Here is a 25,499-nt window from a genome sequence, read left to right as displayed (position 1 = left end):
GGGCGCCGTGGAAGGCACCCGGCCCCGGACGCGCCACGGCGCCCGCTGGAGTCCGGTCGGGGACAGGCAGGCGCCGCGTTCAGTTCCGTACGCCGTTGTACGGGACGTCTTGTGGGGCTCCCCCGGGCCGCGTGGCCCAGGGGGAACCCGGGTGGTGCTCAGACCAGCAGGGAGCGGTCCGTCGGGCGGATCGGCGCGTGCAAGGCGCTGGTCCCGGTCAGGAAGCGGTCCACTCCGCGGGCGGCGGAGCGGCCCTCGGCGATCGCCCAGACGATCAGCGACTGGCCGCGCCCCGCGTCACCGGCGACATAGACGCCCTCGACGTTGGTCGCGTAGTGCTCGTCGCGGGCGACGTTGCCGCGCTGGTCGAGCTCCAGGCCGAACTGCTGGACCAGACCGTTGGACTGGTCGGTTCCGGTGAAGCCCATGGCGAGGGTGACGAGCTGCGCGGGAATGCGCCGCTCCGTGCCGGGCTTCTGCTCAAGCTTACCGTCCTTGAACTCGACCTCCACCAGGTGGAGGGCCGCGACGTTTCCGTCCTCGTCGCCCTCGAAGTGGGTGGTGGAGACGGAGTAGACCCGCTCGCCGCCCTCCTCGTGCGCGGAGGTGACCTTGTAGAGCATCGGGAAGGTCGGCCACGGCTGGCCCGGGTTCCGGTCCTCGCCCGGCTTCGGCATGATCTCCAGCTGGGTGACGGATGCCGCGCCCTGGCGGTGGGCGGTGCCCACGCAATCGGCTCCGGTGTCACCGCCGCCGATGACGACGACGTGCTTGCCGCCTGCGTGGATCGGGGCGACGGTCAGGTCGCCCTCCTGCACCTTGTTGGCGAGCGGCAGGTACTCCATCGCGAAGTGGATGCCGCCCAGCTCACGGCCGGGGACGGGCAGGTCGCGGGAGACGGTGGCGCCGGCCGCGACGACGACCGCGTCGTAGCGGCGGCGGAGCTTCGCGGCGTCGATGTCCTTGCCGATCTCCACCTCCGTACGGAACTTGGTGCCTTCCAGGCGCATCTGCTCGATGCGGCGGTTGATGTGCGACTTCTCCATCTTGAACTCGGGGATGCCGTAGCGGAGGAGGCCCCCGATGCGGTCCGCGCGCTCGTAGACGGCGACGGTGTGGCCGGCCCGGGTCAGCTGCTGGGCGGCGGCGAGTCCCGCCGGGCCCGAGCCGATGACCGCGACGGTCTTGCCGGAGAGCCGCTCGGGCGGCTGCGGCGTGACGTCGCCGCTGTCCCACGCCTTGTCGATGATGGAGACTTCGACGTTCTTGATGGTGACGGCGGGCTGGTTGATGCCGAGCACGCACGCCGACTCGCAGGGGGCCGGGCACAGCCGCCCGGTGAACTCCGGGAAGTTGTTCGTGGCGTGCAGCCGCTCGGACGCCGCGGTCCAGTCCTCGCGGTAGGCGTAGTCGTTCCACTCGGGGATGAGGTTTCCGAGCGGGCAGCCGTTGTGGCAGAACGGAATGCCGCAGTCCATGCAGCGGCCGGCCTGCTTGCTGATGATCGGGAGCAGCGAGCCCGGAACGTAGACCTCGTTCCAGTCCTTGACGCGCTCGGCCACGGGGCGGGTCTGGGCGACCTCGCGTCCGGTGGTCAGGAAGCCCTTGGGGTCAGCCATGGGTCGCCGCCTCCATCATCTTCTCGGTGGTCTCCTGCTCGGAGAGACCGGCGAGCTCAGCGGCGTCCTTGGCGGCGAGCACTGCCTTGTACGTGGACGGGATGATCTTGCTGAAGCGGGTCACGGCGGTGTCCCACTCCGTGAGGAGCTTCTCGGCGACGGTGGAGCCGGTCTCCTCCTGGTGGCGGCGCACGACGTCGTGCAGCCACTGCCGGTCGGTGTCGTCCAACTCCTCGACCGCGCCGAGGTTGCCGACGTTGACGTTGTCGCGGTTCAGGTCGATGACGTACGCGACGCCGCCCGACATGCCGGCGGCGAAGTTGCGGCCGGTCTCGCCGAGGACGACGGCCTGGCCGCCGGTCATGTACTCGCAGCCGTGGTCGCCGACGCCCTCGGAGACGACGAGCGCACCGGAGTTGCGGACGCAGAAGCGCTCGCCGGTACGACCGCGCAGGAAGACCTCGCCGCCGGTCGCGCCGTAGCCGATGGTGTTGCCGGCGATGGTGGAGTATTCGGCGAGGTGGTCGGCGCCCCGGTCGGGGCGGACGATCACCCGGCCGCCGGAGAGGCCCTTTCCGACGTAGTCGTTGGCGTCGCCCTCCAAGCGCAGGGTGACCCCGCGCGGCACGAACGCGCCGAAGGACTGGCCGGCCGAGCCGGTGAAGGTGATGTCGATGGTGTTCTCGGGCAGGCCGGGACCACCGAACTTCTTGGTCACCTCGTGGCCGAGCATGGTGCCGACGGTCCGGTTGATGTTGCGGATCGCGACCTGGGCGCGGACCGGCTGGGCGGTCTCGGGGCTGGTCGCTCCGAGCGCGTCGGCGGCCAGCTTGATCAGCTGGTTGTCGAGCGCCTTCGTCAGACCGTGGTCCTGCTCGACGATGCGGTGGCGGACCGCGCCCTCGGGCAGCTCGGGGACGAAGAAGAGCGGAGCCAGGTCCAGGCCCTGCGCCTTCCAGTGGGTGATCGCCCGGTCGGTGTCGAGGAGTTCGGCGTGGCCGACAGCCTCCTCGATGGTGCGGAAGCCCAGCTCGGCGAGGATCTCGCGGACCTCTTCGGCGATGAACTCGAAGAAGTTGACGATGTACTCGGCCTTGCCGGAGAACCGGTCGCGCAGGACCGGGTTCTGGGTGGCGATGCCGACCGGGCAGGTGTCCAGGTGGCAGACGCGCATCATGACGCAGCCGGAGACGACGAGCGGCGCGGTCGCGAAACCGAACTCCTCGGCGCCGAGGAGCGCGGCGATGACGACGTCGCGGCCGGTCTTGAGCTGGCCGTCGGTCTGCACGACGATGCGGTCGCGCAGGCCGTTGAGCAGCAGCGTCTGCTGGGTCTCGGCGAGGCCGAGCTCCCAGGGGCCGCCCGCGTGCTTGAGCGAGGTGAGCGGGGAGGCGCCCGTTCCGCCGTCGTGGCCGGAGATGAGGACGACGTCCGCGTGGGCCTTGGAGACACCGGCGGCGACCGTGCCGACGCCGACCTCGGAGACCAGCTTCACGTGGATCCGCGCCTGCGGGTTGGCGTTCTTCAGGTCGTGGATCAGCTGCGCGAGGTCTTCGATGGAGTAGATGTCGTGGTGCGGCGGCGGCGAGATGAGGCCGACGCCGGGCGTCGAGTGACGTGTCTTGGCGACCCACGGGTAGACCTTGTGGCCGGGCAGCTGGCCGCCCTCGCCGGGCTTGGCGCCCTGCGCCATCTTGATCTGGATGTCGTCCGCGTTGACCAGGTATTCGCTGGTCACACCGAAGCGGCCGGAGGCGACCTGCTTGATGGAGGAGCGGCGCGCCGGGTCGTACAGGCGGTCCGGGTCCTCACCGCCCTCACCGGTGTTGGACTTGCCGCCGAGCTGGTTCATCGCGATGGCGAGCGTCTCGTGCGCCTCGCGGGAGATGGAGCCGTAGGACATGGCGCCGGTGGAGAAGCGCTTGACGATCTCGGAGGCGGGCTCGACCTCGTCGAGGGAGATCGGCTCGCGGCCGGAGTCGAAGCCGAAGAGGCCGCGGAGCGTCATGAGGCGCTCGGACTGCTCGTTCACCCGCTCCGTGTACTGCTTGAAGATGTCGTAGCGCCGGTTGCGGGTGGCGTGCTGGAGGCGGAAGACCGTCTCCGGGTCGAACAGGTGCGGTTCGCCCTCGCGCCGCCACTGGTATTCGCCGCCGATCTCCAGCGCGCGGTGCGAGGCCGCGATGCCGGAGGCGGGGTAGGCCTTGGTGTGCCGGGCGGCGACCTCCTTGGCGACGCCGTCCAGGCCGGCGCCGCCGATCTTGGTGGCGGTGCCGTTGAAGTACGTCGCGACGAAGGCCTCGTCCAGGCCGACGGCCTCGAAGACCTGGGCGCCGCGGTAGGAGGCGACGGTGGAGATGCCCATCTTGGACATGACCTTCAGGACGCCCTTGCCGAGCGCGTAGATCAGGTTCCGGATGGCCTGTTCGGCCTCGATGTTCTCGATGAAGGTGCCGGCGCGGACGAGGTCCTCGACGGACTCCATGGCGAGGTACGGGTTGACCGCGGCGGCGCCGTAGCCGATGAGCAGCGCGACGTGGTGGACCTCGCGGACGTCCCCGGCCTCGACCAGCAGGCCCACCTGGGTGCGCTGCTTGGTGCGGATGAGGTGGTGGTGGACGGCGGAGGTGAGCAGCAGCGAGGGGATCGGCGCGTGCTCGGCGTCGGAGTGCCGGTCGGAGAGGACGATCAGGCGGGCGCCGTCCTCTATGGCGGCGTCGACCTCGGTGCAGATCTGCTCGATGCGCGCGGCCAGCGCGTCACCGCCGCCGCCGACCCGGTAGAGGCCGGAGAGGGTGGCGGCCTTCATGCCCGGCATGTCGCCGTCGGCGTTGATGTGTATCAGCTTGGCGAGCTCGTCGTTGTCGATCACCGGGAAGGGCAGCGTGACGCTGCGGCACGCGGCGGCGGTCGGCTCCAGGATGTTGCCCTGGGGGCCCAGCGAGGAGCGCAGCGAGGTGACGAGCTCCTCGCGGATGGCGTCCAGCGGCGGGTTGGTGACCTGGGCGAAGAGCTGGGTGAAGTAGTCGAAGAGCAGCCGGGGGCGCTCGGAGAGCGCGGCGATCGGCGAGTCGGTGCCCATGGAGCCGAGGGGCTCGCCGGCGGTGCGGGCCATCGGCGCGAGGATGACGCGGAGCTCTTCCTCGGTGTAGCCGAAGGTCTGCTGGCGGCGGGTGACCGAGGCGTGGGTGTGCACGATGTGCTCACGCTCGGGCAGGTCGCTCAGCTCGATCTCGCCGGTCTCCAGCCACTCCTGGTAGGGCTGCTCGGCGGCGAGGGACGCCTTGATCTCGTCGTCCTCGATGATGCGGTGCTCGGCGGTGTCGACGAGGAACATCTTGCCGGGCTGGAGGCGGCCCTTGCGGACGACCTTCGCGGGGTCGATGTCCAGGACGCCCACCTCGGAGGAGAGCACGACGAGGCCGTCGTCGGTGACCCAGTAGCGGCCGGGGCGCAGACCGTTGCGGTCGAGGACGGCGCCGACCTGGACGCCGTCGGTGAACGTGACGCAGGCCGGGCCGTCCCAGGGCTCCATCATCGTGGCGTGGTACTGGTAGAACGCGCGCCGGGCCGGGTCCATCGAGTCATGGTTCTCCCACGCCTCGGGGACCATCATCAGCACCGAGTGCGGCAGCGAGCGCCCGCCGAGGTGGAGCAGCTCCAGTACCTCGTCGAAGGAGGCCGAGTCGGAGGCGTCCGGGGTGCAGACGGGGAAGATCCGGCTCAGCTGCGCCTGGCCGAAGAGTTCGGAGGCGAGCTGGGACTCGCGGGCCTTCATCCAGTTGCGGTTGCCCTTGACCGTGTTGATCTCGCCGTTGTGCGCGACGAAGCGGTACGGGTGGGCCAGCGGCCAGCTGGGGAAGGTGTTGGTGGAGAAGCGGGAGTGGACCAGCGCGACCGTGGAGGCGAAGCGGCGGTCGGAGAGGTCCGGGAAGAACGGCTCCAGCTGCCCGGTGGTGAGCATGCCCTTGTAGACGATGGTGCGAGCGGAGAGCGAGGGGAAGTACACCCCGGCCTCACGCTCGGCACGCTTGCGCAGGACGAAGGCCTTGCGGTCCAGGACGATGCCGGTGGACTCGCCGTCGGCGACGAAGACCTGGCGGAAGGTGGGCATGGTGGCGCGGGCGCCGTTGCCGAGGAGTTCGGGGGTGACCGGGACGTCGCGCCAGCCGAGGACCGTCAGGCCCTCCTGCGCGGCGATGTGCTCGATCGTCCGGACGGCCTCGGTGGAGTCGTCCGCGGGGAGGAAGGCGATGCCCACGGCATACGAGCCGGCCTCGGGAAGTTCGAAGGAGGTCTCGGCGCGGAGGAAGGCGTCCGGGACCTGGCAGAGAATGCCGGCGCCGTCGCCGGAGTCGGGCTCGGAGCCGGTGGCGCCGCGGTGTTCGAGGTTGCGCAGTACGGTCAGCGCCTGCTCGACCAGCTCATGGCTGGCCACACCGGTCAGAGTGGCCACGAACCCGACACCACAGGCGTCGTGTTCGTTACGGGGGTCGTACATCCCCTGCTGGGCGGGGCGACCGTCCATGGGCGACCAGGCGTCGATACGCATCGGCTCTCCCGTCGTCGTCGTGGCATTTGCGGTGCCGAGGGACGACGTTGGCCCTCTGCGAAATTTCGTGCAGGTTACATGATGGGGCGCTTCTCAAGAAGCGGAAGGCGTGTTCCAACATGCGGACACCGTGGTGACCGGAAGTGACTGGGTGACCAGAGGTGACCGGACCGTCCAGGGGGTGGGTCGCTGTCGGAACGATCGGCGCCCGGGGACCCGCAGAGAGCAGGCGTCGTTGCCTGCGGTGCCTACGGCTCATGCCCGGTGGCGAAGGAAACGAAACCACCGAGTAACGGCTACTTATGTGTAGCCCTGCATAGAGTCTCATTTTACGGCCGCAGGACCCGTCCCGCCCAGTGGGCGGCGCCAAGACGTACGTCACACGGGTTGCCGCGCCGTTGCGCCGTTCGGGCGGCCCGGTTACGCCGCCCGTCCACAGCTCCGCGGCGCCCGCGTCATCCGGCGGCGACGCCGAACAGGGTGCCGAGTCCGTACGTCATCGCCGCCGCCGCGCCACCCAGGGCGAGCTGGCGCAGCCCGCTGAACCACCAGCTGCGGGCGGTCACCCGGGCCACCACCGCGCCGCAGGCGAACAGGCCGACCAGCGCGAGGAGCACCGCGGGCCACAGGGCGCTCGCGCCGAGGAGGTAGGGCAGGACGGGCAGCAGCGCGCCGAGCGCGAACGCGCCGAACGACGAGACGGCGGCCACGAGCGGCGAGGGCAGGTCGCCCGGGTCGATGCCGAGCTCCTCGCGGGCGTGGATCTCCAGGGCCTGTTCCGGGTCGCGCGACAGCTGCCGGGCGACCTCGCGGGCCAGCGGGGCGTCCACGCCCCGGGATTCGTAGAGGGCGGCCAGTTCGGCCATCTCGTCCTTGGGGTGCTTGCGGAGTTCACGGCGCTCGACGTCGAGCTCCGCCTCGACCAGCTCGCGCTGCGAGGCGACGGAGGTGTATTCGCCCGCCGCCATGGAGAAGGCCCCGGCCGCGAGCCCCGCCAGGCCGGTGATGACGATGGTCTGCTGGGAGACGGCGCCGCCCGCGACCCCGGTCATCAGGGCGAGGTTGGAGACCAGGCCGTCCATCGCGCCGAAGACGGCGGGGCGCAGCCAGCCGCCGGTCACATCCCGGTGGGTGTGGTTGTCCCGGTGCGCCTCGTGCAGGACGGCTTCGGTCTCGATGATGGCCACGGCGTGCTTCTCCCCTTCGCTCCGGCGGGCCGTCACCCCGCCGTTCCCCGCTGAATACAACTTTCGACAAAGTCCAAACTACGCCGTCCGGGTGACCGCCGCCAGCAAGGCAGGCCTGGCTTACCACCCCTCTGACCTGCGAAGAAAGGGCAGCCTCAGCTATCTGGGCCGTCATCCGCATGGCCCCTTTCCCGCCGTTTTTCGCCTCTCCCCGCCCGCCACGTGGCACAGATGCGGACAGGGCCCGGAAACGGAGATCGGATACGGACCCGGATGGATACCGCCGGACGAGCGAAGGGCGACGCGATGAACACGGCCGTCGGCAATGACCGGGCCAGGGGTGCGCTGCTGGGGCTGGCGGTCGGGGACGCGCTCGGCGCTCCGGCGGAGAACCTGCGGCCCTCCGAGATCCGCCGCCGCTGGGGGCGGATCGAGGGTTTCGTGAGCGATGATCCGGCGGGCACCGACGACACGGAGTACGCGATCTTCTCCGGGCTGCTGCTCGCCCGGCACGGCTCGGCGCTCGACGTCTCCCATGTGGAGCGGGCCTGGCACCACTGGATCGCCGATCTGGACGAGGGCCCGTTCCGGGGGGCCGGGTTCAGCGAGCGCGGCACGCTGGAGAACCTGCGCCGGGGTCTGGCCGCGCCGATCTCCGCCCAGCACCGGCACGCCTGGAGCGACGGGCTCGCGATGCGGGCGGCCCCCTTCGGGGTGTTCGCGGCGGGCCGCCCGGCCGAGGCGGCCCGGCTGGTCGCGGTGGACGGCCGGGTCAGCCACGAGGGCGAGGGGATCTACGGGGGTCAGGCGGTGGCGGCCGGGGTGGCGGCGGCCATGGTCGGTTCGGGCCTCGCCTCGGTGATCGCGGCCGCGCTCTCGGTGGTCCCGATGGACTCCTGGACGGCCAGGTCGCTGCGCCGGGCGGTGGCGGCGGCCCAGCGGCCCCACCCCGACCGGCTCACGATGGAGCGGGCGGTGCGCTCGGCGGTGGTGATCGCCGGCTACCCGTGGACGGACCTCGCGCCGGAGGCGGTGGGCCTGGCGTTCGGGGCGTTCACGGCGGCGCGCGGGGACTTCCGGACGGCGGTGCTCACCGCCGTCAACATGGGCCGCGACGCGGACACGACGGCGGCGGTGGCGGGCGCCCTGGCCGGGGCCCTGAACGGGGAGAGCGCCGTCCCGCCGGACTGGGCGGGCGCGATCGGCCCGGTCCGGGGCAGCTGCCTGCCCTCGATGCGCGGCTACCACGTGCTGGACATCGCGGAACTGCTGACCCCGGAGGACCCGGACGGAACCGGTCCTGCGGGGCCGCCCTCGCAGGAGCGGGGCGGCGGTCGCGAACCGGCGGCCGTACGGGGCATGGCGTCGGCCTCCTTCGAGCCCGTCCGGGACCTGGCGTCCGCGGCGGCCTCCTCCGTGCCCGTACGGGAGGAGCGGCGATGACGGCGTCGGGCGGGGCGGCCGGCGGCGGACCGGCCGTGACCACACCACGCGGAGGGTCCGCGGGAGGCCCGGCGGATACGGCGCGCGACGCGGTCGGGCCGACGGCCGCCCCCGCCCCCTCCCGCCGCGCCCGGATCGAGGGGCTGCTGCTCGGGCTCGCGGCCGGCGACGCCGCCGGCTGGCCCGCCGCCCGGCACCGGGCGGCCCGGATGCCCGAGTGGACCCGGCGGCTCACCCGGGAGCTGGACACCTTCGCCGAGCAGAACGCCACCACCACGCTCCCGGTGCCCATCGCCCTGAACCAGCCGCCCGAGCCGCTGCGGCTCGGGCCGTCCGACGACGCCGAATGGGCCGCGTTCGCCGCCCGTACGGTGCTGGCGGCGGCGGCCGACGAGGCGGTGGACCTCTCCTCCGGCCGCCGGATGCGGGACGCGGTCGACCGGGGCTGGAACGCGCTGGCCGCCACCGTCGCCGCCGCCAGCGCCCGGGCCCCCGAGGTCGAGGCCGCGGTCCTCCCGCTGCGGGCCCGGATCTCGGTGCGGGCCGGGCTCGGCAACCTGGCCGCCGGGCTGCGGCCGCCCGCCACCGGGCACGACAACCCGCACTACTTCGACGACGCCGCCTGCGTGCGGGCCGCCGTGCTCGCCGTGGTCCACCCTGGTGACCCGGAGGAGGCCGCCGCGCTCGCCGAGTTCGACGCCCGCTACACCCAGGACGGCGACGGGGTGCACGGGGCACGGGCCGTGGCCGCCGCCATCGCCGCGGCGCTGGCCGGGGCGGACGTCGACACCGTGGTGAACGCGGCCCTCGCCCAGCTCCCCGAGGGCACCGAGATCGCCCGCAACGCCGCGCACGCGGTCCGCCTGGCCCGGGAGTTCGCGGGCGAGCCGGCCGGGGCGTTCGCCCTGGTCCCGGTGTTGGAACACCAGATCGTGGACCACGTCTACAGCTACGGGATCGCGGCGGCGGAGACCGTGCCGGTCGCCCTGGCCCTCACCACCGCGGCCCGGGGCGAGATCGCCCAGGCGATCCCGGCCGCCGCCTGCCTGTCCCGGGTCGCGGACTCCGCGCCCGCCCTGGCCGGGGCGCTGACCGGGACCATCGGCTCGGTCACCGCCGTACCGGCGGGCTGGCGTGAGGCGTGCCGGACGCTGGCGGGCTGTGCGCTGCCCCGGCTCGCGGGCACGGACCTGATCGAACTCGCCGGGCTGCTGGCAGCCACGGAACCGGCCACTCCGGGTGGACAATTCCGGCATGACGCCCACAACGGCCATGGAAGCCGCCCTCTCGACACCGCGCCCCTCCCCCACCACGCCCGGACTCGATGAACGCGTCCGCCGGGCCCTCGTCGGAGCCGCCGTCGGCGACGCGCTCGGCGGCCCGGTCGAGGGCTGGGCCCCCGAGCAGATCGCCGAGCGCCACGGCGGCCGGGTGACCGGGATCGTCGGCCCCTGGTACGGCGAGGACTGGCGCACCGCGCGCCCCGTCGCGCCGTACCACAAGGGCGACGGGCACGTCACCGACGACACCCTGATGACCCATGCCCTGATCCGGGTCTACCACCGGGTGCGCGACCACCTCGACGCGTACGCCGTCGCGGACCACCTCGTCCCGGACCTGCTGTCGCCCCGCTGGATCCCGGAGCTGGAGTCGGAGGCCCTCCCCCTCCAGCGGATCTTCCTGGCGGAGAAGTGGATCGTGGCCCGGCTGCACTACGGGCACGTGGACCCGCGCGAGGCCGGCGCGGGCAACATCGTCAACTGCGGGGCGGCGATGTACATGGCTCCGGTCGGCCTGGTCAACGCCGGCCACCCGGAAGCCGCGTACGCCGAGGCGCTGGAGGTCGCGGCGCCCCACCAGTCCTCCTACGGACGGGAGGCCGCCGGGGTCTTCGCCGCCGCCGTCGCCGCCGCCTGCCGCCCGGGCGCCACCCCCGGCACCGTGGTCGACGCGGCCCTCTCCACGGCCAGGGACGGCACCCGGTCCGCGATCGAGGCGGTCGCCGAAGTGGCCGTGCACCACGAGGACTTCGAGTCCGCGCTCGCCCCGCTGCGGGCGGCCGTGGAGCCCTTCGACACGGTCGGCCCCGACTACCGGAACCCCTCCCTCGGCGCGCGCCGCCCCTCCCGGCTGCACGCCATCGAGGAACTGCCCATCGCGCTCGGGATGTTGCTGGTCGGGTGCGGTGACTACCGGCGCACGGTGCTCGGTTCGGTGAACTACGGGCGGGACTGCGACTCCATCGCGACGATGAGCGGGGCGATCGTGGGCGCGCTGGGCGGCGAGGTCCCCGCCGACTGGGCCGCCACGGTCGCGGAGGCGAGCCGACTGGACCTGGACGCCCCGGCAGCGGTGCTGGCACAGGTGGCCCGGGAGGTCTTCGCCCGGGACCTGGAGCGCCGCCGGGCCCATGAGCAGGCGTTCGGCGCGCTGGCCGGTGAGCGGTGAACGTCCGCCTCACCTGGGCGCAGCCCGAGGATCTGGTCGGTCACGAGCTGCGGCAGGCCGCGCAGGACGGCCGGGATGCCCGGGAGATCGAGGAGCGGTGGTACGCGGCCGGGGGTGCCCCCGCCCCGGACCGGGCAGGGGCCTCCGAGCCGCCGGCACCGCCGCGCCTGCGCGCGCTGGCCGAACGTCTTCTCGAGGAACTCGCACTGCTGGATGTGCCGTTGGCGTCCGAAGAGCCGACCGGACTGGACGAGATCGTGGCCGCCTGCCCGCACTGGCCGAGTCCGGTGGACAGCGCGCCCGTCGTCGGCCGGGACCGGCTGCACGCGGCGTGGCTGGGCCGGGCGGCGGGCTGCCTGCTCGGCAAACCGGTCGAGAAGCTGCCGCTGACCGGCATCCGCGCCCTGGCCCGCGCCACCGGGAACTGGCCCCCGGCCAACTGGTTCACCGCACACGGCGTACCGGCCGAACTGCTGGCCGCCCACCCCTGGAACCGTCGCTCGGCCCCCACGTCCCTGGCCGAGAACATCGACGGCATGCCGGAGGACGACGACCTCGACTACCCGCTTCTCACCCTGCTGTTGCTCCAGCGCCACGGCCGCTCCTTCACCACCGCCGACCTGGCCCGGCTGTGGCTCGACGAACTGCCGGCCGGGCGGACCTTCACCGCCGAGCGCATCGCGTACGGCAACCTCCTCGCGGGTGTCGAGCCTCCGGAGACCGCCTCCCGCCGCAACCCGTTCCGGGAGTGGATCGGCGCGCAGATCCGGGCCGACGTGCACGGCTGGACCCACCCCGGCGACCCGGCCGGGGCCGCCGCCCAGGCCCACCGCGACGCGGTCCTCACCCACACCGGCAACGGGGTCTACGGCGCGATGTTCACCGCGGCGGCGCTCGCCGTCGCGGCCGGCGGCGAGAGCGATGTGCACGGCTGCCTGGCCGCCGGGCTGCGCGTGGTGCCGCCGCACTCCCGGTACGCCCGCGCGATCCGCCTCGGCATCGAAACAGCCCGGGCGGAGGGGGAGTTCGACGCCGTCGTGGACCGGCTGCACGCCGTCTACGCGGACACCCACCACTGGGTGCACGTGCTGCCCAACGCCGCGCTGCTGGCCGCCGCCCTCACCCACGCCGACGGCGACTTCACCCGGTCGATCGGCCTCGCGGTCTCCGGCGGCTGGGACACCGACTCCAACGGCGCGACCGCCGGATCGCTGGCCGGACTCCTGGCGGGCGGGCCGGACGCCCTGCCCGAGCGCTGGACGGCCCCGCTGAAGAACCGGCTCGCCACCTCCGTACCCGGCTTCGACCGGACCGGGTTCGACACCCTCGCCGCACTGACCCACCAGGAGGCTCTGCGCCCATGACCCGCATCGCGGTGCTCGGCAGCACCAACATGGACCTCGTCGCCCACACGGCCCGCGCCCCCGGGCGCGGCGAGACCGTCACCGGCCGGGAGTTCCGGACGGTCCCCGGCGGCAAGGGCGCCAATCAGGCCGTCGCCGCCGCCCGCGCGGGCGGGGAGGTGACGATGATCGGCGCGGTCGGCGACGACGCCTACGGCACCCTGCTGCGCGACGGACTCGAACACGCCGGGGTCGACATCGACCTCCTGCACACCGCCGAGGGCCCCAGCGGCACCGCGCACGTCGTGGTGGACGACACCGGGGGCAACCGAATCGTGGTGGTCCCCGGCGCGAACGGCGTCGTCACCGCGCTGGGGCCCGGGGAGATCGCGGCGATCGTCGCCGCCGACCTGCTCCTGATGCAGCTCGAAATCCCCCTGTCCGCCGTCGTCGAGGGAGCCCGCGCGGCCCGGGCACAGGGCGTTCGGACCATCCTCACTCCCTCCCCCGTCCAGCCCCTGCCCGATGAACTCCTCGACCACATCGACCTGTTGGTGCCCAACGAGCACGAGGCCGCCGAGCTGTCCGGGCAGGCCGAGCCGCACGCCGCGGCGCAGATCCTGCTGCGCCGGGTGCCCGAGGTCATCGTCACGCTCGGCGCGAAGGGCTGCCTGTACGCGGCGCGGGGCGGCGAGCCGGTGCTCTTCGCGGCCCCTTCGGTGAACGCCGTCGACACGACCGGGGCCGGGGACACCTTCGTCGGGACGCTGGCCGTGGCGTTCGGCGAGGGGCGGCCGGTGGCCGAGGCCGTGGCGTTCGCCTCCTCGGCCGCCGCGCTCTGCGTCCAGAAACCGGGCGCGTCCACGTCCATGCCCTACCGCAGCGAGATCGAGGCCCGATGAGCACCACCGCGGCAGGACCCCTGACCGGGCTGAAGGTCATCGACCTGGCCACCCTCTTCGCCGGGCCGCTCGCGGCCACCATGCTCGGGGACTTCGGCGCCGATGTGATCAAGGTCGAACACCCCCGTAGACCGGACCCCTCGCGCGGGCACGGGCCCGCCAAGGACGGAATCGGCCTGTGGTGGAAAATGCTCGGCCGCAACAAACGCACCCTGGCTCTGGATCTGTCCGCCCCGGGCGGCCGGGACGTCCTCCTCCAGCTGGCCGCCGAGACCGACGTCATCGTCGAGAACTTCCGGCCGGGGACCCTGGAGCGCTGGGGCCTGGGCCCCGAGGAGCTGCACGCCGTCAATCCGCGTCTGGTGCTGGCCCGGGTCACCGGCTTCGGCCAGTTCGGGCCGTACGCCCACCGCCCCGGCTTCGGCACGCTCGCGGAGGCGATGAGCGGCTTCGCGGCGATCACCGGGGAGCCGGACGGCCCGCCGACGCTGCCGCCCTTCGGGCTCGCGGACTCCATCGCGGCCCTGGCCACGGCGTACGCGGTGATGGCCGCGCTCGCGGGGCGGGAGAAGACCGGCGAGGGGCAGGTGGTGGACCTCGCGATCATCGAGCCGATCCTCACCGTGCTGGGCCCGCAGCCGCTCTGGTACGACCAGCTCGGCTATGTCCAGCCGCGCACCGGCAACCGCTCCCGCAACAACGCACCGCGCAACACCTATCGCACCGCCGACGGCCACTGGGTCGCGGTCTCCACCTCCGCCCAGTCCGTCGCCGAGCGGGTGATGCGCCTCGTCGGCCGCCCGGAGCTGATCGACGAGCCGTGGTTCGGCGCGGGCACCACCCGGGCCGAGCACACCGAGGAGCTGGACGCGGCCGTGGGCCACTGGATCTCCCGGCACAGCCGCGCGGAGGTGCTCGACGGCTTCGAGAAGGCGGAGGCGGCGGTCGCGCCGATCCACGACGTACGAGAGGTGATGGAGGACCCGCAGTACCGGGCGCTGGACACCGTCACCGAGGTCGACGACCCGGAGCTGGGGCCGCTGCGGATGCAGAACGTCCTCTTCCGGCTCTCGGGGACCCCGGGCGGAATCCGGTGGGCGGGCCGCCCGCACGGCGCTGACACCGAGGAGATCCTGGCCGGCCTCGGCATCCCGGAGACCCGGATCGCGGCGCTGCGGGACCAGGGGGCGCTGTGACCGGCCACCCGGTCCCGGCCCCGCCGCTGCCCGAGGGCCCGCCGCCACTCGCCGGACCGCCGCCGCTGACCTGGCTGTACGTGCCCGGGGACCGGCCGGAGGTGGTCGCCAAGGCGCTGGGCAGCGGGGCGGACGTGGTGATCGTCGATCTGGAGGACGCCGTCGCCCCGGACCGTAGGGCGTACGCGCGCTCCGCCACCGCCGAACTCCTCGGCGACCAGGTCACGGCGGCCCCGGACGCGGTGCCGGTCCACGTCCGGGTGCACGGCGAGGGCGACATCCGGGCCCTGGCGGAGCTGCCGGGCCTGGCCGCGTTCCGGCTGCCGAAGGTCACCCACGCGGTCTCGGTGCACCATGTGGCGGCCGTGGCCCCGGGCGTGGCGCTGTATCCGCTGCTGGAGTCGGCGCTCGCGATCGAGCACGCGTACTCGATCGCCTCGGCCCATCACGCCGTGCGCGGCATCGCCCTGGGCGAGGCGGACCTGCGGGCGGATCTGGGCGTACGGGAGGACGCCGGGCTCGACTGGCCGCGCAGCCGTGTCGTGGTGGCGGCCCGCGCGGCGGCTCTTCCGCCGCCCGCCCAGTCGGTGTTCCCGGACGTCCGGGACCTGGACGGGCTGTGGACGTCGTGCGGGCGGGGGCGGGCGCTCGGGATGCTGGGCCGGGCGGCGATCCACCCGCGCCAGCTGCCGGTGATCGAGCGGGCGTTCCGGCCGACGGCCGAGGAGATCGAGGCGGCCGAGGAGATCGTCGCGGCCTCGGAGGTGGAGGCGGGGGCGCTGGCGCTGCCGGACGGGCGGTTCGTGGACGCGGCGGTGGTGGCGTCCGCCCGCCTGACGATCGCGCTCGCCGGGCGGGCCTGAGACTGCGGGCCCGCCCGGCGAGCGGGAGGTGTGCGGGGGTGCGCCCGAGGGGCGCGGCCGGTCAGCTCTTCTCGGCTGCCCCGGCGCTCTCGGCGGTGGCGCCCTGGCCGGGCCCGTCCTTCGTGAGCGGGTCCTTCTTCGCCCCGGCGTCCTGCTGGTCGGCGTCCGCCTTCGCGGAGCCGTCCTCGTCGGAACCGTCCTCGTCGGAGCCGTCCTCGTCGGAGCCCTTCGCGGGGGCGGCGTCCCGGTCGGGCTCGACGATCTCCTCGCGGCCCGGACGGGTCTTCGCGGAGATCACGATGTAGACGACGGCGAGGACGAAGACGATGATCGCGGTCCACACGTTCAGGCGGAGACCGAGGACGTGGTGGGCCTCGTCGACCCGCATGTACTCGATCCAGCCGCGTCCCGCGCAGTAGGCGGCGACGTACAGCGCGAACGCCCGTCCGTGGCCGAGCCGGAAGCGGCGGTCGGCCCAGATGACCAGGAGTGCGACGCCGATGCACCACAGCGACTCGTACAGGAAGGTCGGGTGGTACGTCCCGGCGACCCGGTTCGGGCCCTCGCTGATCTCCAGCGCCCAGGGGAGGTCGGTGGGCTTGCCGTACAGCTCCTGGTTGAACCAGTTCCCCCAGCGGCCGATGGCCTGGGCGATGGCGATGCCCGGGGCCAGCGCGTCGGCCCAGGCGGGCAGCGGGATGCCCCGGCGGCGGCAGGCGATCCAGGCGCCGACGGCGCCGAACGCGATGGCGCCCCAGATGCCGAGGCCGCCCTCCCAGATCTTGAAGGCGTCGACCCAGTCCTCACCGTCGCTGAAGTACAGCTGGTAGTCGGTGATCACGTGGTAGAGCCGGCCGCCGACGAGGCCGAAAGGCACCGCCCAGACGGCGACGTCGGCCACGGTGCCGGCTTTGCCGCCCCGGGCCACCCAGCGCTTGTTGCCGAACCAGACGGCGACGAAGACACCGATGATGATGCAGAACGCGTAGCCGCGGAGCGGGATCGGGCCGAGCTCGATCACGCCGGTCGACGGACTGGGGATGAAGGCAAGATTCATGGCGAGGTCGACGCTACCCTGCCGGGCGGTGGGTACGGCAAGCCACCCGGCAACGTCTGGGTAACGAGGACCGCCTCACGCGCGGGTCCGGGACACGGTCAGGAAGCGGGGGCCGACGACGGATCGGCCGGAGCGGAGGACCCGGCGGCCGGTGCGGACGGGGTGGCGGTGCCCGGCTTCTCGCCCTTGTTGGCCGCGGCGACCCACTTCTTCAGATTCTCCGAAGAGATCTGCTCGCCGCCCTTGCTCGGGAAGACGGACTCCCCGTTGAGCAGCACCGTCGGCGTGCCCTGGAAGCCGCCCTCGCGGAACGCCGTGTCGGACTTCTTCACCCAGCTGTCGTGCTCGCCGTCCTCCACACAGCTGCGGAAGTCCGGTGTGTCGAGCCCCTCGACCTCGCCGGCCAGCTCGATCAGCCGGCTGTTCTTGCCGAAGGCGTCGTCCGGCTCCGGAGGCTGGTTGGCGAAGAGCACGTCGTGGTACGGCGCGAACTTGCCGGCGTCCTGGGCGCAGGCGGCCGCGTTGGCGGCGCGCAGCGACCCGGTGCCGCCGAGGTTGCCGTCGATGATCGTGGCCAGGTGGTACTCCACCTTGACCTGGCCGTCGTCCGCCAGCTCCGTGATGGTGTCCCGGAAGGCGGTCTCGAACTGGGCGCAGACGGGGCAGCGGAAGTCCTCCCAGATCGTGAGGGTGGACGGGGCGTCGGCGGCGCCGACCGGCACGGTCAGGGCGTCCTCGCCGATCGCGCCCGAAGGGGCGACGGCGGGGCCGGAGGCGGTGTCGCCGTCGTCGTCCTTGCCCGCGTTGGCCGCGATCAGGCCGACCACGGCGGCCAGGGCGAGCACCCCGACCACCGCCGAGGCGACGATCAGCGTCCGGCGGCGCTTCTCGCGCCCCTTCTCCCGCTCGCGCTGCTGGGCCAGGCGCTCGCGCGCGCTTCTGTTTCCCTCAGGGATCTTGTCGCTCACACCCGGGAAACGAACCGGGGAGGCGCCTCCGCGCCTCCCCGGCCCACAATCCACCCATTCGGGTGACCAAAGGGCTCAGCGCTTTCGAACGCCCTCGGCCAGTTCGCCCGCCAGGGAGCGGACAGCGGCGAGACCGGCGGCCTCGTCGGGGGCGTCCAGCATGGCCTTCACGAAGGCCGAGCCGACGATCACGCCGTCCGCGAACCCGGCGACCTCGGCGGCCTGCGCCGCGTCGGAGACGCCGAGGCCGACGCAGACCGGGAGGTCGGTGGTGGCGCGGGTGCGCCCCACCAGGTCCTGGGCCTGGGCTCCGACGGAGGCGCGGGTGCCGGTGACGCCCATCAGGGACGCGGCGTAGACGAAGCCGCTCCCGGCCGCCGTGATGGTGGCGAGGCGGGCGTCCTGGCTGCTGGGGGCGACGACGAACACGGTCGCGAGGCCGTGCTTGTCGGCGTGCTCGCGCCACAGCGCGGACTCCTGGACCGGCAGGTCGGGCAGGATGCACCCGGCGCCGCCCGCCTCGGCCAGCTCGGCGGTGAAGCGCTCGACGCCGTAGCGGTCGATCGGATTCCAGTACGTCATGACCAGGATCGGGACGCCGGTGGCCTCGTGCGCCTCGCGGACCGTGCGCATCACGTCGGCGATCCGGACGCCGCCGCGCAGGGCGATGTCGTCGGCGGTCTGGATGACCGGCCCGTCCAGGACCGGGTCGCTGTGCGGGAGCCCGATCTCGACGATGTCCGCGCCGCCCGCGATGACCGCCTTGACCGCCTCGATGCCGCCGTCGACGGTCGGGAAGCCCGCCGGGAGGTAGGCGATGAGCGCCGCCCGGTCCGCGGCCCTGGTGGCGGCCAGGGTGGTGTTCAACAGCTCGATGTTGCCGCTCACTTGGCGTCCCCCTCGATCTCGGCGCGGTCGCTGTCGGCGTCCGCCTCGACGGCGGCGTCGGTGTCGTAGAGCCCGAAGTAGCGGGCGGCGGTGTCCATGTCCTTGTCGCCCCGGCCGGACAGGTTGATGAGGATCAGCCCGTCCTTGCCCAGCTCCTTGCCGAGGTCCAGGGCTCCGGCGAGGGCGTGGGCGCTCTCGATGGCCGGGATGATCCCCTCGGTGCGGGACAGCAGGCGCAGGGCCTGCATGGCCGCGTCGTCGGTGACCGCGCGGTACTCGCCGCGCCCGACGTCCTTGAGGTACGCGTGCTCCGGGCCGATGCCGGGGTAGTCCAGCCCCGCCGAGATGGAGTACGGCTCGGTGATCTGGCCCTCGTCGTCCTGGAGGACGTAGGAGCGCGAGCCGTGCAGGATGCCCGGCTCCCCCGCGGTGAGGGTCGCCGCGTGCTCTCCGGTCTCCACCCCGTGCCCGGCGGGTTCGCAGCCCACCAGGCGGACCTCGGCGTCGGGGAGGAAGGCGTGGAAGAGGCCGATGGCGTTGGAGCCGCCGCCGACGCAGGCGACCGCCGCGTCCGGGAGGCGGCCGGCGCGCTCCAGGATCTGGCGGCGGGCCTCGACGCCGATGACGCGGTGGAAGTCGCGGACCATCGCCGGGAAGGGGTGCGGGCCCGCGACCGTGCCGAAGAGGTAGTGCGTACGGTCCACGTTGGCGACCCAGTCGCGGAACGCCTCGTTGATGGCGTCCTTCAGCGTCCGCGAGCCGGACTTCACGGCGACGACCTCGGCGCCGAGCATCCGCATCCGGGCCACGTTCAGCGCCTGGCGCTGGGTGTCGATCTCCCCCATGTAGATGGTGCATTCGAGACCGAAGAGGGCGCAGGCGGTCGCGGTGGCGACGCCGTGCTGGCCGGCTCCGGTCTCGGCGATGACACGGGTCTTGCCCATGCGCTTGGTGAGGAGGGCCTGGCCCAGCACGTTGTTGATCTTGTGTGAGCCGGTGTGGTTCAGGTCCTCGCGCTTGAGGAAGATCCGGGCGCCGCCGGCGTGCTCGGCGAAGCGCCGGACCTCGGTCAGCGCGCTGGGCCTGCCCGTGTAGTCGACCATGAGCGCGTTGAGCTCGGCGGCGAAGGCCGGGTCGGCCTTGGCCTTGTCGTACTCGACGGCGACCTCGTCCACGGCGGCGACGAGCGCCTCCGGGATGAACTTGCCGCCGTACGCGCCGAAGTAGCCCTCGGCGCTGGGGATCAGACCCTCGGGGTCCGGAATGAAGAATTCGGACGTCATGCGACGTGCTCCTTGGCATGGCAACGGATGGATGCACCGTATGCGCGGAGCGGCGAGCGCCACCGGGACCGGCCTGGGCCGCGGCGGTGCGGTCGTACGTACGAGAAGGGGTGCTGCGGTACGTCGGCCGGGGCTCGCCTACTGCGCGGACCCCGGGCGCCATCGCATCCCGTTCACCTGGCCGGGCTCGTCGCCGATGACGTACCGCACGCGCCGGCCGTGCACGCGCCGGGCGGGGGCGCGGCAGCCGCGGGGGCGGCAGCCGCGCGCCAGCGGGGCGTGCGGGTCCCGGGCCGGGGCCCCGGCGGGGCGGAGGCCCGGCCGGGTGCGGGGCACGGGACGGTCGGTCATGGTCGTCGGTCCCTGCTCAGCCGCGGCCGTGGCGGAGCGCCGGGTGGGCGCCCGCGGCGACGAGGTCGGCGACGGCGGCGCGCGGGTCGCGGCCGGTGACCAGCGACTCGCCGACCAGGACGGCGTCGGCGCCCGCGTTGGCGTACGCGATCAGGTCGTGCGGACCGCGGACGCCGGACTCGGCGACCTTGACGATGTGGTCGGGGATCTCGGGGGCGACGCGCTCGAAGGTGGAGCGGTCGACCTTGAGGTCCTTCAGGTTGCGCGCGTTGACACCGATGATCTTGGCTCCGGCGTCCACGGCGCGCTCCGCCTCCTCCTCGTCGTGCGCCTCGACGAGCGGGGTGAGCCCGATCGACTCGGCGCGCTCGATGAGGGAGACCAGGGCCTCCTGGTCGAGGGCGGCGACGATCAGCAGGGCCAGGTCGGCGCCGTAGGCGCGGGCCTCCCACAGCTGGTACGAGGTGACGATGAAGTCCTTGCGCAGGATCGGGGTGTCGACCTTGGCGCGGACGGCCTCCAGGTCGGCGAGCGAACCGCCGAAGCGGCGCTCCTCCGTGAGGACCGAGATGACGGAAGCGCCGCCCGCCTCGTAGTCCGCGGCGAGCGCGGCCGGGTCGGCGATGGCGGCAAGGGCCCCCTTGGAGGGGGACGAGCGCTTGACCTCGCAGATGACGGTCACGCCCTCGCCGCGCAGGGCGGCGACTCCGTCCTTGGCCTGGGGAGCGCGGGCCGCGCGCTCCTTCAGCTCGTCGAGGCTGACGCGCGCCTGTCGCTCCGCGAGGTCGGCGCGAACGCCGTCGATGATCTCGTCGAGCACACTCACGCGAGCGGCCCCCTTCCGAACGGTTGACGGTGAACAGGATCAGCCGTACCGATGGTATCCGCAGGATGCCCCGGGGCTCGCATCCGGCCACGTCGCGTCCCACTTCCTGGTCATTCGCCCGGGCCGGGCCGGGCGCTCAGGGGGCCAGCGCCGAGCCGAACGGCAGATTCCGGACCACGGTGAAGATCAGCAGGGCGGCGCCCACACCCCACCACCAGACGGGCGCGAGAGCGATGCGCAGGGGCTGTCCGCGCCAGGCCCGGACCAGCCAGAGGATCCAGACCGCGGCGAAGAGGAAGTAGCCGGCGGTGGCGATCGCGTTGGCTTCGAGCGCCGCGCCGAGATCGCCGTGGACGAAGGCGTGGGCGCTGCGCAGCCCGCCGCAACCGGGGCAGAGGACGCCGGTCAGCTTGAGCAGCGGGCAGACCGGGTAGTGGCCGGGCTCGTTGGGGTCGACGGTGCCGACGTAGGCGAACGCGCCGGCGACGGCGGCGAGGATGCCGATGGGGGTGGCGAGGCGGCGCGCTTTCGATCCCGTCCGGCGCTTGAGGACGGAACCGTGGCCTGGGGGGCCGGGCACCTGCGAGGGCTCCTCGCCCGGGGGACCTGTGAGCTCCGGGCCCACCCCGGCGAGGGTTGCGTCCTCGGACGCCGGACGGGCCGGAACGGGCCGGGCCATGTCGGGGGTCGGGCAGACGGTCAGCGGCATGTTCAGGGGGCCGACGCCCTGCTGTGGCTCCGTTTCCGGGTCCGGCGGCTGGGCGGCTGAGGGGGTAGGCGAGGCGTCCACCCGCTGATTGTCCCCCGCCGACGCGAAAAGGCGCAGCCCCGGGTGAGGGCTGCGCCTGTCGGCGTGTCGGTCGCCGGGACGGGCCGGCGTCCGGGTCAGTGGGAGATCTGCGCCCGACCGGCGCGCTCCCTGGCCTCGATCAGCTCGGCCGACTCCTTCGGCATGCCGAGGCCGGCCACCTTCATGGCGAGGCCCACGAGACCACCGGCGAAGATGACGGCGATACCGGCCCAGAAGCCGAGCGGGTTGGCCGCGACCATGAAGACGCCTGCGACGCAGAAGCCGATGAAAGCGATGATGACACCGGTCCAGGCGGCCGGGGTGTGTCCGTGGCTCGTGCCCGCCATGAGTTGCTCCTCGTTGGTGTTGCGCCGTGGGTGGCGCTGTACGTGTGGCCGCCGCCCGGGGACGGCTCGGGTCCATTGTCCCGTACGGGGCAGCGGGAGGTGAGCGTGGGGGTCACGCCTCGCGCGTCGGGTCCTCGCCGCGGTCCAGGGCCTTCCACAGCTCCTCGGGCCGGTCCGGGTCGGGGGCGCTGCGGGGTGCCTTGCCGGGGCGGGGGGTGCCGTCGCGCTCGTACTTTCCGGACATGGCGGGCCAGCGGCTGCCGTAGCGCAGCGCGAGGAGTCCGGCCAGCAGGATCAGCAGGCCGCCGGCGGCCGTGACGTAGGGCCAGGCGGTGTGGCCGATCGCGTGGATGGTGGCCGCCGCGTCGCCGGTCGTCCTGGCGGCCTCCTCGTCGAGGGCCGTGCTGTCGGACCCGCCGGCCCAGGCGCTGAGGGTGGCTCCGAGACCGCTGAGGGCGAGGAGGGCGGCGACGATCCGGCGGCCGGCGCCGCGTACGGCGAAGACGGCGACGAGCGCGGCGAGTCCGACGACGGCCAGGGCGGCCGGGACTCCGGTGACGGCCTGGCCGTCGACGCTCAGCGGGAGGGCGCCACCGCCGGTGGCCGCGTCGCCCTCGGCCCAGGTCTGCCCGGAGGCGAGGAGGACGACGGTCGCGCCGGCCGCGCCGAGGAGCAGACCGGCCGCGAGACTGCGACGGCTCCCTGCGGAGTCGGGCGCGGCGCCGGACGCGGAGTCGGCGGTTCGGGCACGGGGCTGGGGTACGGGGACAGCACTCACGCCCTCCACTATCCCCTACCGCCCCGACGCCCGTGGAGCCGGTCGGCCGTCAGCGGTTCAGCGGTCGTGGAGCCGGTTGGCCGTATGGACGGCGCGGAGCACGGCCGCCGCCTTGTTGCGGCACTCGGTGTCCTCGGCGACCGGGTCGGAGTCGGCGACGACCCCGGCTCCGGCCTGGACGTAGGCGGTGCCGTCGCGGAGCAGGGCGGTCCGGATGGCGATGGCGGTGTCGGAGTCCCCGGCGAAGTCGAGGTAGCCGACGCAGCCCCCGTACAGTCCGCGGCGGCTCGGCTCCAGCTCCTCGATGATCTGCATGGCGCGGGGCTTGGGGGCACCGGAGAGGGTGCCCGCGGGGAAGCAGGCGGTGAGCACGTCGAAGGCGGTCCGGTCCTCGGTGACACGGCCGGTGACGGTGGAGACGATGTGCATCACGTGGGAGTAGCGCTCGATCGACATGAAGTCGACGACCTCGACGCTGCCGGGTTCGCAGACCCGCCCCAGGTCGTTGCGGCCGAGGTCGACGAGCATCAGGTGCTCGGCGCGCTCCTTGGGGTCGGCGAGGAGTTCGTCGGCGAGCGCCTGGTCCTCCTGCGGGGTGGCGCCCCGGTGCCGGGTCCCGGCGATCGGGTGGACCATGGCCCGGCCGTCCTCGACCTTGACCAGGGCCTCGGGGCTGGAGCCGACGACGTCGAACCCGTCGAAGCGGAAGAGGTACATGTACGGGGACGGGTTGGTGGCCCGCAGCACCCGGTAGACGTCCAGGGCGCTCGCCGTGCACGGGGTCTCGAAGCGCTGGGAGGGGACGACCTGGAAGGCCTCGCCCGCCCGGATCCGCTCCTTGATGTCCACGACGGCGTCCCGGTAGGCCTCGCCGCCCCAGAGCGCGGTGTAGGGCGGCAGCTCGGACGGGGGCAGGACGGCGGGGGCGCTGCGGACCGGGAGGCGCAGGTCCCGCTCCATCGCGTCGAGGCGGGCGACGGCGTCCGCGTACGCCTCGTCGACGCCGGTGTCGAGGTCGTTGTGGTTGATCGCGTTGGCGATCAGCAGGACGGTGCCGTCCCGGTGGTCGAGGACGGCGAGGTCCGAGGTGAGGAGCATGGTCAGCTCGGGCAGCCTCAGGTCGTCGCCGCCGTGCTCGCCGATCTTCTCCAGGCGGCGTACGACGTCGTAGCCGAGGTAGCCGACCATGCCGCCGGTGAACGGCGGCAGGCCCTCGTCGCCGACCAGGTCGCGCGGGGTGTGCAGGGTCTCGACGGTGGCGCGCAGCGCGTCCAGCGGGTCGCCGGTCACGGGGACGCCCACGGGCGGGGTGCCGAGCCAGTGGGCCTCGCCGTCGCGGGCGGTGAGGGTGGCGTCGCTGCGGACGCCGATGAAGGAGTAGCGCGACCAGGTCCGGCCGTTCTCGGCGGACTCCAGGAGGAAGGTGCCGGTGCGTTCGGCGGCGAGCTTGCGGTACAGGCCGACCGGGGTGTCGCCGTCCGCGAGGAGGCGGCGGCTGACGGGGACGACGCGGCGGTCGACGGCCAGCTTGCGGAAGGTGTCGAGATCCATGGCCGGACCTTAGCTGTCGAGGAGGGGCAGGGCGTCGGCGTCGAAGCAGGTGCGGTCGCCCGTGTGGCAGGCGGCGCCCGTCTGGTCGACCTTGACGAGGACGGTGTCGGCGTCGCAGTCCAGGGCGACGGACTTCACGTGCTGGACGTGACCGGAGGTGTCGCCCTTGACCCAGTACTCCTGGCGGCTGCGCGACCAGTAGGTGCAGCGGCCCGTGGTGAGGGTGCGGTGGAGCGCCTCGTCGTCCATCCAGCCGAGCATCAGCACCTCGCCGGTGTCGTACTGCTGCGCGATGGCCGGGACCAGGCCGTCGGCGCCGCGCTTGAGGCGGGCGGCGATGGCCGGGTCGAGGCTGCTGGCGGGCGGCGTGGCGCCGGGCGTGCTCGTCATGGGCCCATTGTGCCGTGGTCGCGGAGGCGTTCCGGGCGGACGTCCACTGGGCGGACCCCGGGTGACGGCCGTACGCTGGCGGGCATGTCGACCCATGCGAAGCGTGAACGTCTTCTGCTCGCCGATCTGTTGGAAGCGGCAGGTCCCGAGGCCCTGACGCTGTGCGACGGCTGGAAGACCCGCGATCTGGCCGCCCATGTGGTGGTCCGCGAACGCCGCGCGGACGCGGCGGGCGGGCTGCTGGTGAGCGCGCTGAAGGCCCGGCTGGAGCGGGTGCAGGCGGAGTTCGCGGCGAAGCCGTACGAGGAACTGATCCAGCTGATCCGCACCGGTCCGCCCCGGTTCTCCCCGATGTCCCTCAAGCAGATCGACGAGGCGGCGAACACCGTCGAGTTCTTCGTCCACGCGGAGGACGTGCGCCGGGCCCAGCCCGACTGGTCGCGCCGCGAGCTGGACCCGGTCTTCGCCGACGTGCTGTGGTCCCGGACGGAGAAGACGGCCCGGCTGCTGGGCCGCAGGTCCCCGGTGGGGCTGGTGCTGCGCCGCCCGGACGGCCAGACGGCGGTGGCCCACAAGGGGACGCCGGTGGTGACGGTGACCGGGGAGCCCGCCGAGCTGCTGCTGTACGCGTTCGGCCGGCAGGACGCGGCGGACGTCGAGGTGGAGGGTGATCAGACGGCGGTGGAGCGGCTCAAGGCGGCCGAGCTGGGCATGTAG

At 73.3% G+C, this 25,499-nt stretch carries 22 protein-coding genes; 8 read left to right on the top strand and 14 right to left on the bottom strand.

Annotated elements, in window-relative coordinates; translation table 11 throughout:
* Window positions 1-158: 158 nt before the first annotated feature.
* From ACIRJT_RS08675 to ACIRJT_RS08665, 3 genes are all read right to left on the bottom strand, one after another.
* Window positions 159-1,619, bottom strand: a complete 1,461-nt coding sequence (locus ACIRJT_RS08675) for a glutamate synthase subunit beta (protein ID WP_403906293.1) — start codon at window positions 1,617-1,619, stop codon at window positions 159-161.
* A complete protein-coding gene (gltB, locus tag ACIRJT_RS08670) occupies window positions 1,612-6,171 on the bottom strand; it encodes a glutamate synthase large subunit (protein WP_403906290.1) in 4,560 nt (1,519 codons plus the stop codon). The genes ACIRJT_RS08675 and gltB overlap by 8 nt, the downstream gene beginning before the upstream one ends.
* A gap of 455 nt (window positions 6,172-6,626) precedes the next feature.
* Window positions 6,627-7,358, bottom strand: coding sequence for a VIT1/CCC1 transporter family protein (locus ACIRJT_RS08665; protein ID WP_403906288.1), 732 nt, complete (start codon window positions 7,356-7,358; stop codon window positions 6,627-6,629).
* A 306-nt stretch (window positions 7,359-7,664) separates the two neighbouring features.
* Here ACIRJT_RS08665 and ACIRJT_RS08660 point away from each other — a divergent pair, with 306 nt between their 5' ends.
* The 7 genes from ACIRJT_RS08660 to ACIRJT_RS08630 are packed head-to-tail and all read left to right on the top strand — an operon-like array spanning window position 7,665 to window position 15,553.
* Entirely contained in the window at window positions 7,665-8,801 is a 1,137-nt protein-coding gene (locus tag ACIRJT_RS08660) for an ADP-ribosylglycohydrolase family protein (protein WP_403906286.1), read from the top strand.
* Window positions 8,798-10,129 carry an ADP-ribosylglycohydrolase family protein gene (locus ACIRJT_RS08655; protein ID WP_403906284.1) on the top strand — a complete coding sequence of 444 codons (1,332 nt, stop codon included), beginning with the start codon at window positions 8,798-8,800 and terminating at the stop codon, window positions 10,127-10,129. Before ACIRJT_RS08660 ends, ACIRJT_RS08655 begins: the two co-directional genes overlap by 4 nt.
* Window positions 10,056-11,249: an ADP-ribosylglycohydrolase family protein gene (locus ACIRJT_RS08650; protein ID WP_403906282.1), complete on the top strand. Its 1,194-nt coding sequence runs from the start codon at window positions 10,056-10,058 to the stop codon at window positions 11,247-11,249. The genes ACIRJT_RS08655 and ACIRJT_RS08650 overlap by 74 nt, the downstream gene beginning before the upstream one ends.
* On the top strand, window positions 11,246-12,613 hold the full coding sequence (locus ACIRJT_RS08645) for an ADP-ribosylglycohydrolase family protein (protein ID WP_403906279.1): 1,368 nt from the start codon (window positions 11,246-11,248) through the stop codon (window positions 12,611-12,613). The genes ACIRJT_RS08650 and ACIRJT_RS08645 overlap by 4 nt, the downstream gene beginning before the upstream one ends.
* A complete protein-coding gene (gene rbsK / locus ACIRJT_RS08640) occupies window positions 12,610-13,494 on the top strand; it encodes a ribokinase (protein ID WP_403906276.1) in 885 nt (294 codons plus the stop codon). The genes ACIRJT_RS08645 and rbsK overlap by 4 nt, the downstream gene beginning before the upstream one ends.
* Window positions 13,491-14,690: a CaiB/BaiF CoA transferase family protein gene (locus ACIRJT_RS08635; protein WP_403906274.1), complete on the top strand. Its 1,200-nt coding sequence runs from the start codon at window positions 13,491-13,493 to the stop codon at window positions 14,688-14,690. The genes rbsK and ACIRJT_RS08635 overlap by 4 nt, the downstream gene beginning before the upstream one ends.
* Window positions 14,687-15,553, top strand: a complete 867-nt coding sequence (locus ACIRJT_RS08630; protein WP_403906271.1) for an HpcH/HpaI aldolase/citrate lyase family protein — start codon at window positions 14,687-14,689, stop codon at window positions 15,551-15,553. Before ACIRJT_RS08635 ends, ACIRJT_RS08630 begins: the two co-directional genes overlap by 4 nt.
* 61 nt (window positions 15,554-15,614) lie before the next feature.
* Here ACIRJT_RS08630 and lgt read toward each other — a convergent pair whose 3' ends face one another.
* From lgt to hisI, 11 genes are all read right to left on the bottom strand, one after another.
* A complete protein-coding gene (lgt, locus tag ACIRJT_RS08625) occupies window positions 15,615-16,610 on the bottom strand; it encodes a prolipoprotein diacylglyceryl transferase (RefSeq protein ID WP_403906268.1) in 996 nt (331 codons plus the stop codon).
* Window positions 16,611-16,708: 98 nt separating this feature from the next.
* Window positions 16,709-17,578: a DsbA family protein gene (locus ACIRJT_RS08620; RefSeq protein WP_403906265.1), complete on the bottom strand. Its 870-nt coding sequence runs from the start codon at window positions 17,576-17,578 to the stop codon at window positions 16,709-16,711.
* 75 nt (window positions 17,579-17,653) lie between these two features.
* Entirely contained in the window at window positions 17,654-18,466 is an 813-nt protein-coding gene (gene trpA / locus ACIRJT_RS08615) for a tryptophan synthase subunit alpha (RefSeq protein ID WP_397795392.1), read from the bottom strand.
* On the bottom strand, window positions 18,463-19,749 hold the full coding sequence (gene trpB / locus ACIRJT_RS08610; protein WP_403906261.1) for a tryptophan synthase subunit beta: 1,287 nt from the start codon (window positions 19,747-19,749) through the stop codon (window positions 18,463-18,465). Before trpB ends, trpA begins: the two co-directional genes overlap by 4 nt.
* A 138-nt stretch (window positions 19,750-19,887) precedes the next feature.
* Window positions 19,888-20,100 (bottom strand): tryptophan biosynthesis modulator TrpM, encoded by a 213-nt coding sequence (gene trpM / locus ACIRJT_RS08605; RefSeq protein ID WP_371622912.1) that lies wholly within the window; start codon window positions 20,098-20,100, stop codon window positions 19,888-19,890.
* A gap of 16 nt (window positions 20,101-20,116) precedes the next feature.
* A complete protein-coding gene (gene trpC / locus ACIRJT_RS08600; protein ID WP_010064524.1) occupies window positions 20,117-20,926 on the bottom strand; it encodes an indole-3-glycerol phosphate synthase TrpC in 810 nt (269 codons plus the stop codon).
* A 136-nt stretch (window positions 20,927-21,062) separates the two neighbouring features.
* Window positions 21,063-21,605 (bottom strand): DUF2752 domain-containing protein, encoded by a 543-nt coding sequence (locus ACIRJT_RS08595; protein ID WP_403906579.1) that lies wholly within the window; start codon window positions 21,603-21,605, stop codon window positions 21,063-21,065.
* 206 nt (window positions 21,606-21,811) lie between these two features.
* Window positions 21,812-22,063 (bottom strand): HGxxPAAW family protein, encoded by a 252-nt coding sequence (locus ACIRJT_RS08590; protein WP_018957525.1) that lies wholly within the window; start codon window positions 22,061-22,063, stop codon window positions 21,812-21,814.
* Between the two features lie 112 nt (window positions 22,064-22,175).
* On the bottom strand, window positions 22,176-22,850 hold the full coding sequence (locus ACIRJT_RS08585; protein ID WP_403906258.1) for a TIGR02234 family membrane protein: 675 nt from the start codon (window positions 22,848-22,850) through the stop codon (window positions 22,176-22,178).
* Window positions 22,851-22,898: 48 nt separating this feature from the next.
* Entirely contained in the window at window positions 22,899-24,392 is a 1,494-nt protein-coding gene (locus ACIRJT_RS08580; protein WP_403906255.1) for an anthranilate synthase component I, read from the bottom strand.
* Window positions 24,393-24,401: 9 nt separating this feature from the next.
* A complete protein-coding gene (hisI, locus tag ACIRJT_RS08575; RefSeq protein WP_361867406.1) occupies window positions 24,402-24,782 on the bottom strand; it encodes a phosphoribosyl-AMP cyclohydrolase in 381 nt (126 codons plus the stop codon).
* An 84-nt stretch (window positions 24,783-24,866) separates the two neighbouring features.
* Here hisI and ACIRJT_RS08570 point away from each other — a divergent pair, with 84 nt between their 5' ends.
* Entirely contained in the window at window positions 24,867-25,499 is a 633-nt protein-coding gene (locus ACIRJT_RS08570) for a TIGR03085 family metal-binding protein (RefSeq protein WP_403906252.1), read from the top strand.

This window comes from Streptomyces sp. NPDC102283 (genome assembly GCF_044766265.1).
Taxonomy (GTDB): domain Bacteria; phylum Actinomycetota; class Actinomycetes; order Streptomycetales; family Streptomycetaceae; genus Streptomyces.
This window is presented reverse-complemented; position numbering and strand designations above follow the sequence as displayed.

What these genes read in the sequence shown, in the direction of transcription:
- trpM (WP_371622912.1), bottom strand. Translation starts at nt 20,100, where the DNA reads ATGACCGACCGTCCCGTGCCCCGCACCCGGCCGGGCCTCCGCCCCGCC.
- hisI (WP_361867406.1), bottom strand. Translation starts at nt 24,782, where the DNA reads ATGACGAGCACGCCCGGCGCCACGCCGCCCGCCAGCAGCCTCGACCCG.
- ACIRJT_RS08580 (WP_403906255.1), bottom strand. Translation starts at nt 24,392, where the DNA reads ATGGATCTCGACACCTTCCGCAAGCTGGCCGTCGACCGCCGCGTCGTC.
- ACIRJT_RS08660 (WP_403906286.1), top strand. Translation starts at nt 7,665, where the DNA reads ATGAACACGGCCGTCGGCAATGACCGGGCCAGGGGTGCGCTGCTGGGG.
- ACIRJT_RS08655 (WP_403906284.1), top strand. Translation starts at nt 8,798, where the DNA reads ATGACGGCGTCGGGCGGGGCGGCCGGCGGCGGACCGGCCGTGACCACA.
- gltB (WP_403906290.1), bottom strand. Translation starts at nt 6,171, where the DNA reads ATGCGTATCGACGCCTGGTCGCCCATGGACGGTCGCCCCGCCCAGCAG.
- ACIRJT_RS08675 (WP_403906293.1), bottom strand. Translation starts at nt 1,619, where the DNA reads ATGGCTGACCCCAAGGGCTTCCTGACCACCGGACGCGAGGTCGCCCAG.
- ACIRJT_RS08570 (WP_403906252.1), top strand. Translation starts at nt 24,867, where the DNA reads ATGTCGACCCATGCGAAGCGTGAACGTCTTCTGCTCGCCGATCTGTTG.
- ACIRJT_RS08650 (WP_403906282.1), top strand. Translation starts at nt 10,056, where the DNA reads ATGACGCCCACAACGGCCATGGAAGCCGCCCTCTCGACACCGCGCCCC.
- ACIRJT_RS08590 (WP_018957525.1), bottom strand. Translation starts at nt 22,063, where the DNA reads ATGGCGGGCACGAGCCACGGACACACCCCGGCCGCCTGGACCGGTGTC.
- ACIRJT_RS08595 (WP_403906579.1), bottom strand. Translation starts at nt 21,605, where the DNA reads ATGGCCCGGCCCGTTCCGGCCCGTCCGGCGTCCGAGGACGCAACCCTC.
- rbsK (WP_403906276.1), top strand. Translation starts at nt 12,610, where the DNA reads ATGACCCGCATCGCGGTGCTCGGCAGCACCAACATGGACCTCGTCGCC.
- ACIRJT_RS08635 (WP_403906274.1), top strand. Translation starts at nt 13,491, where the DNA reads ATGAGCACCACCGCGGCAGGACCCCTGACCGGGCTGAAGGTCATCGAC.
- trpB (WP_403906261.1), bottom strand. Translation starts at nt 19,749, where the DNA reads ATGACGTCCGAATTCTTCATTCCGGACCCCGAGGGTCTGATCCCCAGC.
- lgt (WP_403906268.1), bottom strand. Translation starts at nt 16,610, where the DNA reads ATGAATCTTGCCTTCATCCCCAGTCCGTCGACCGGCGTGATCGAGCTC.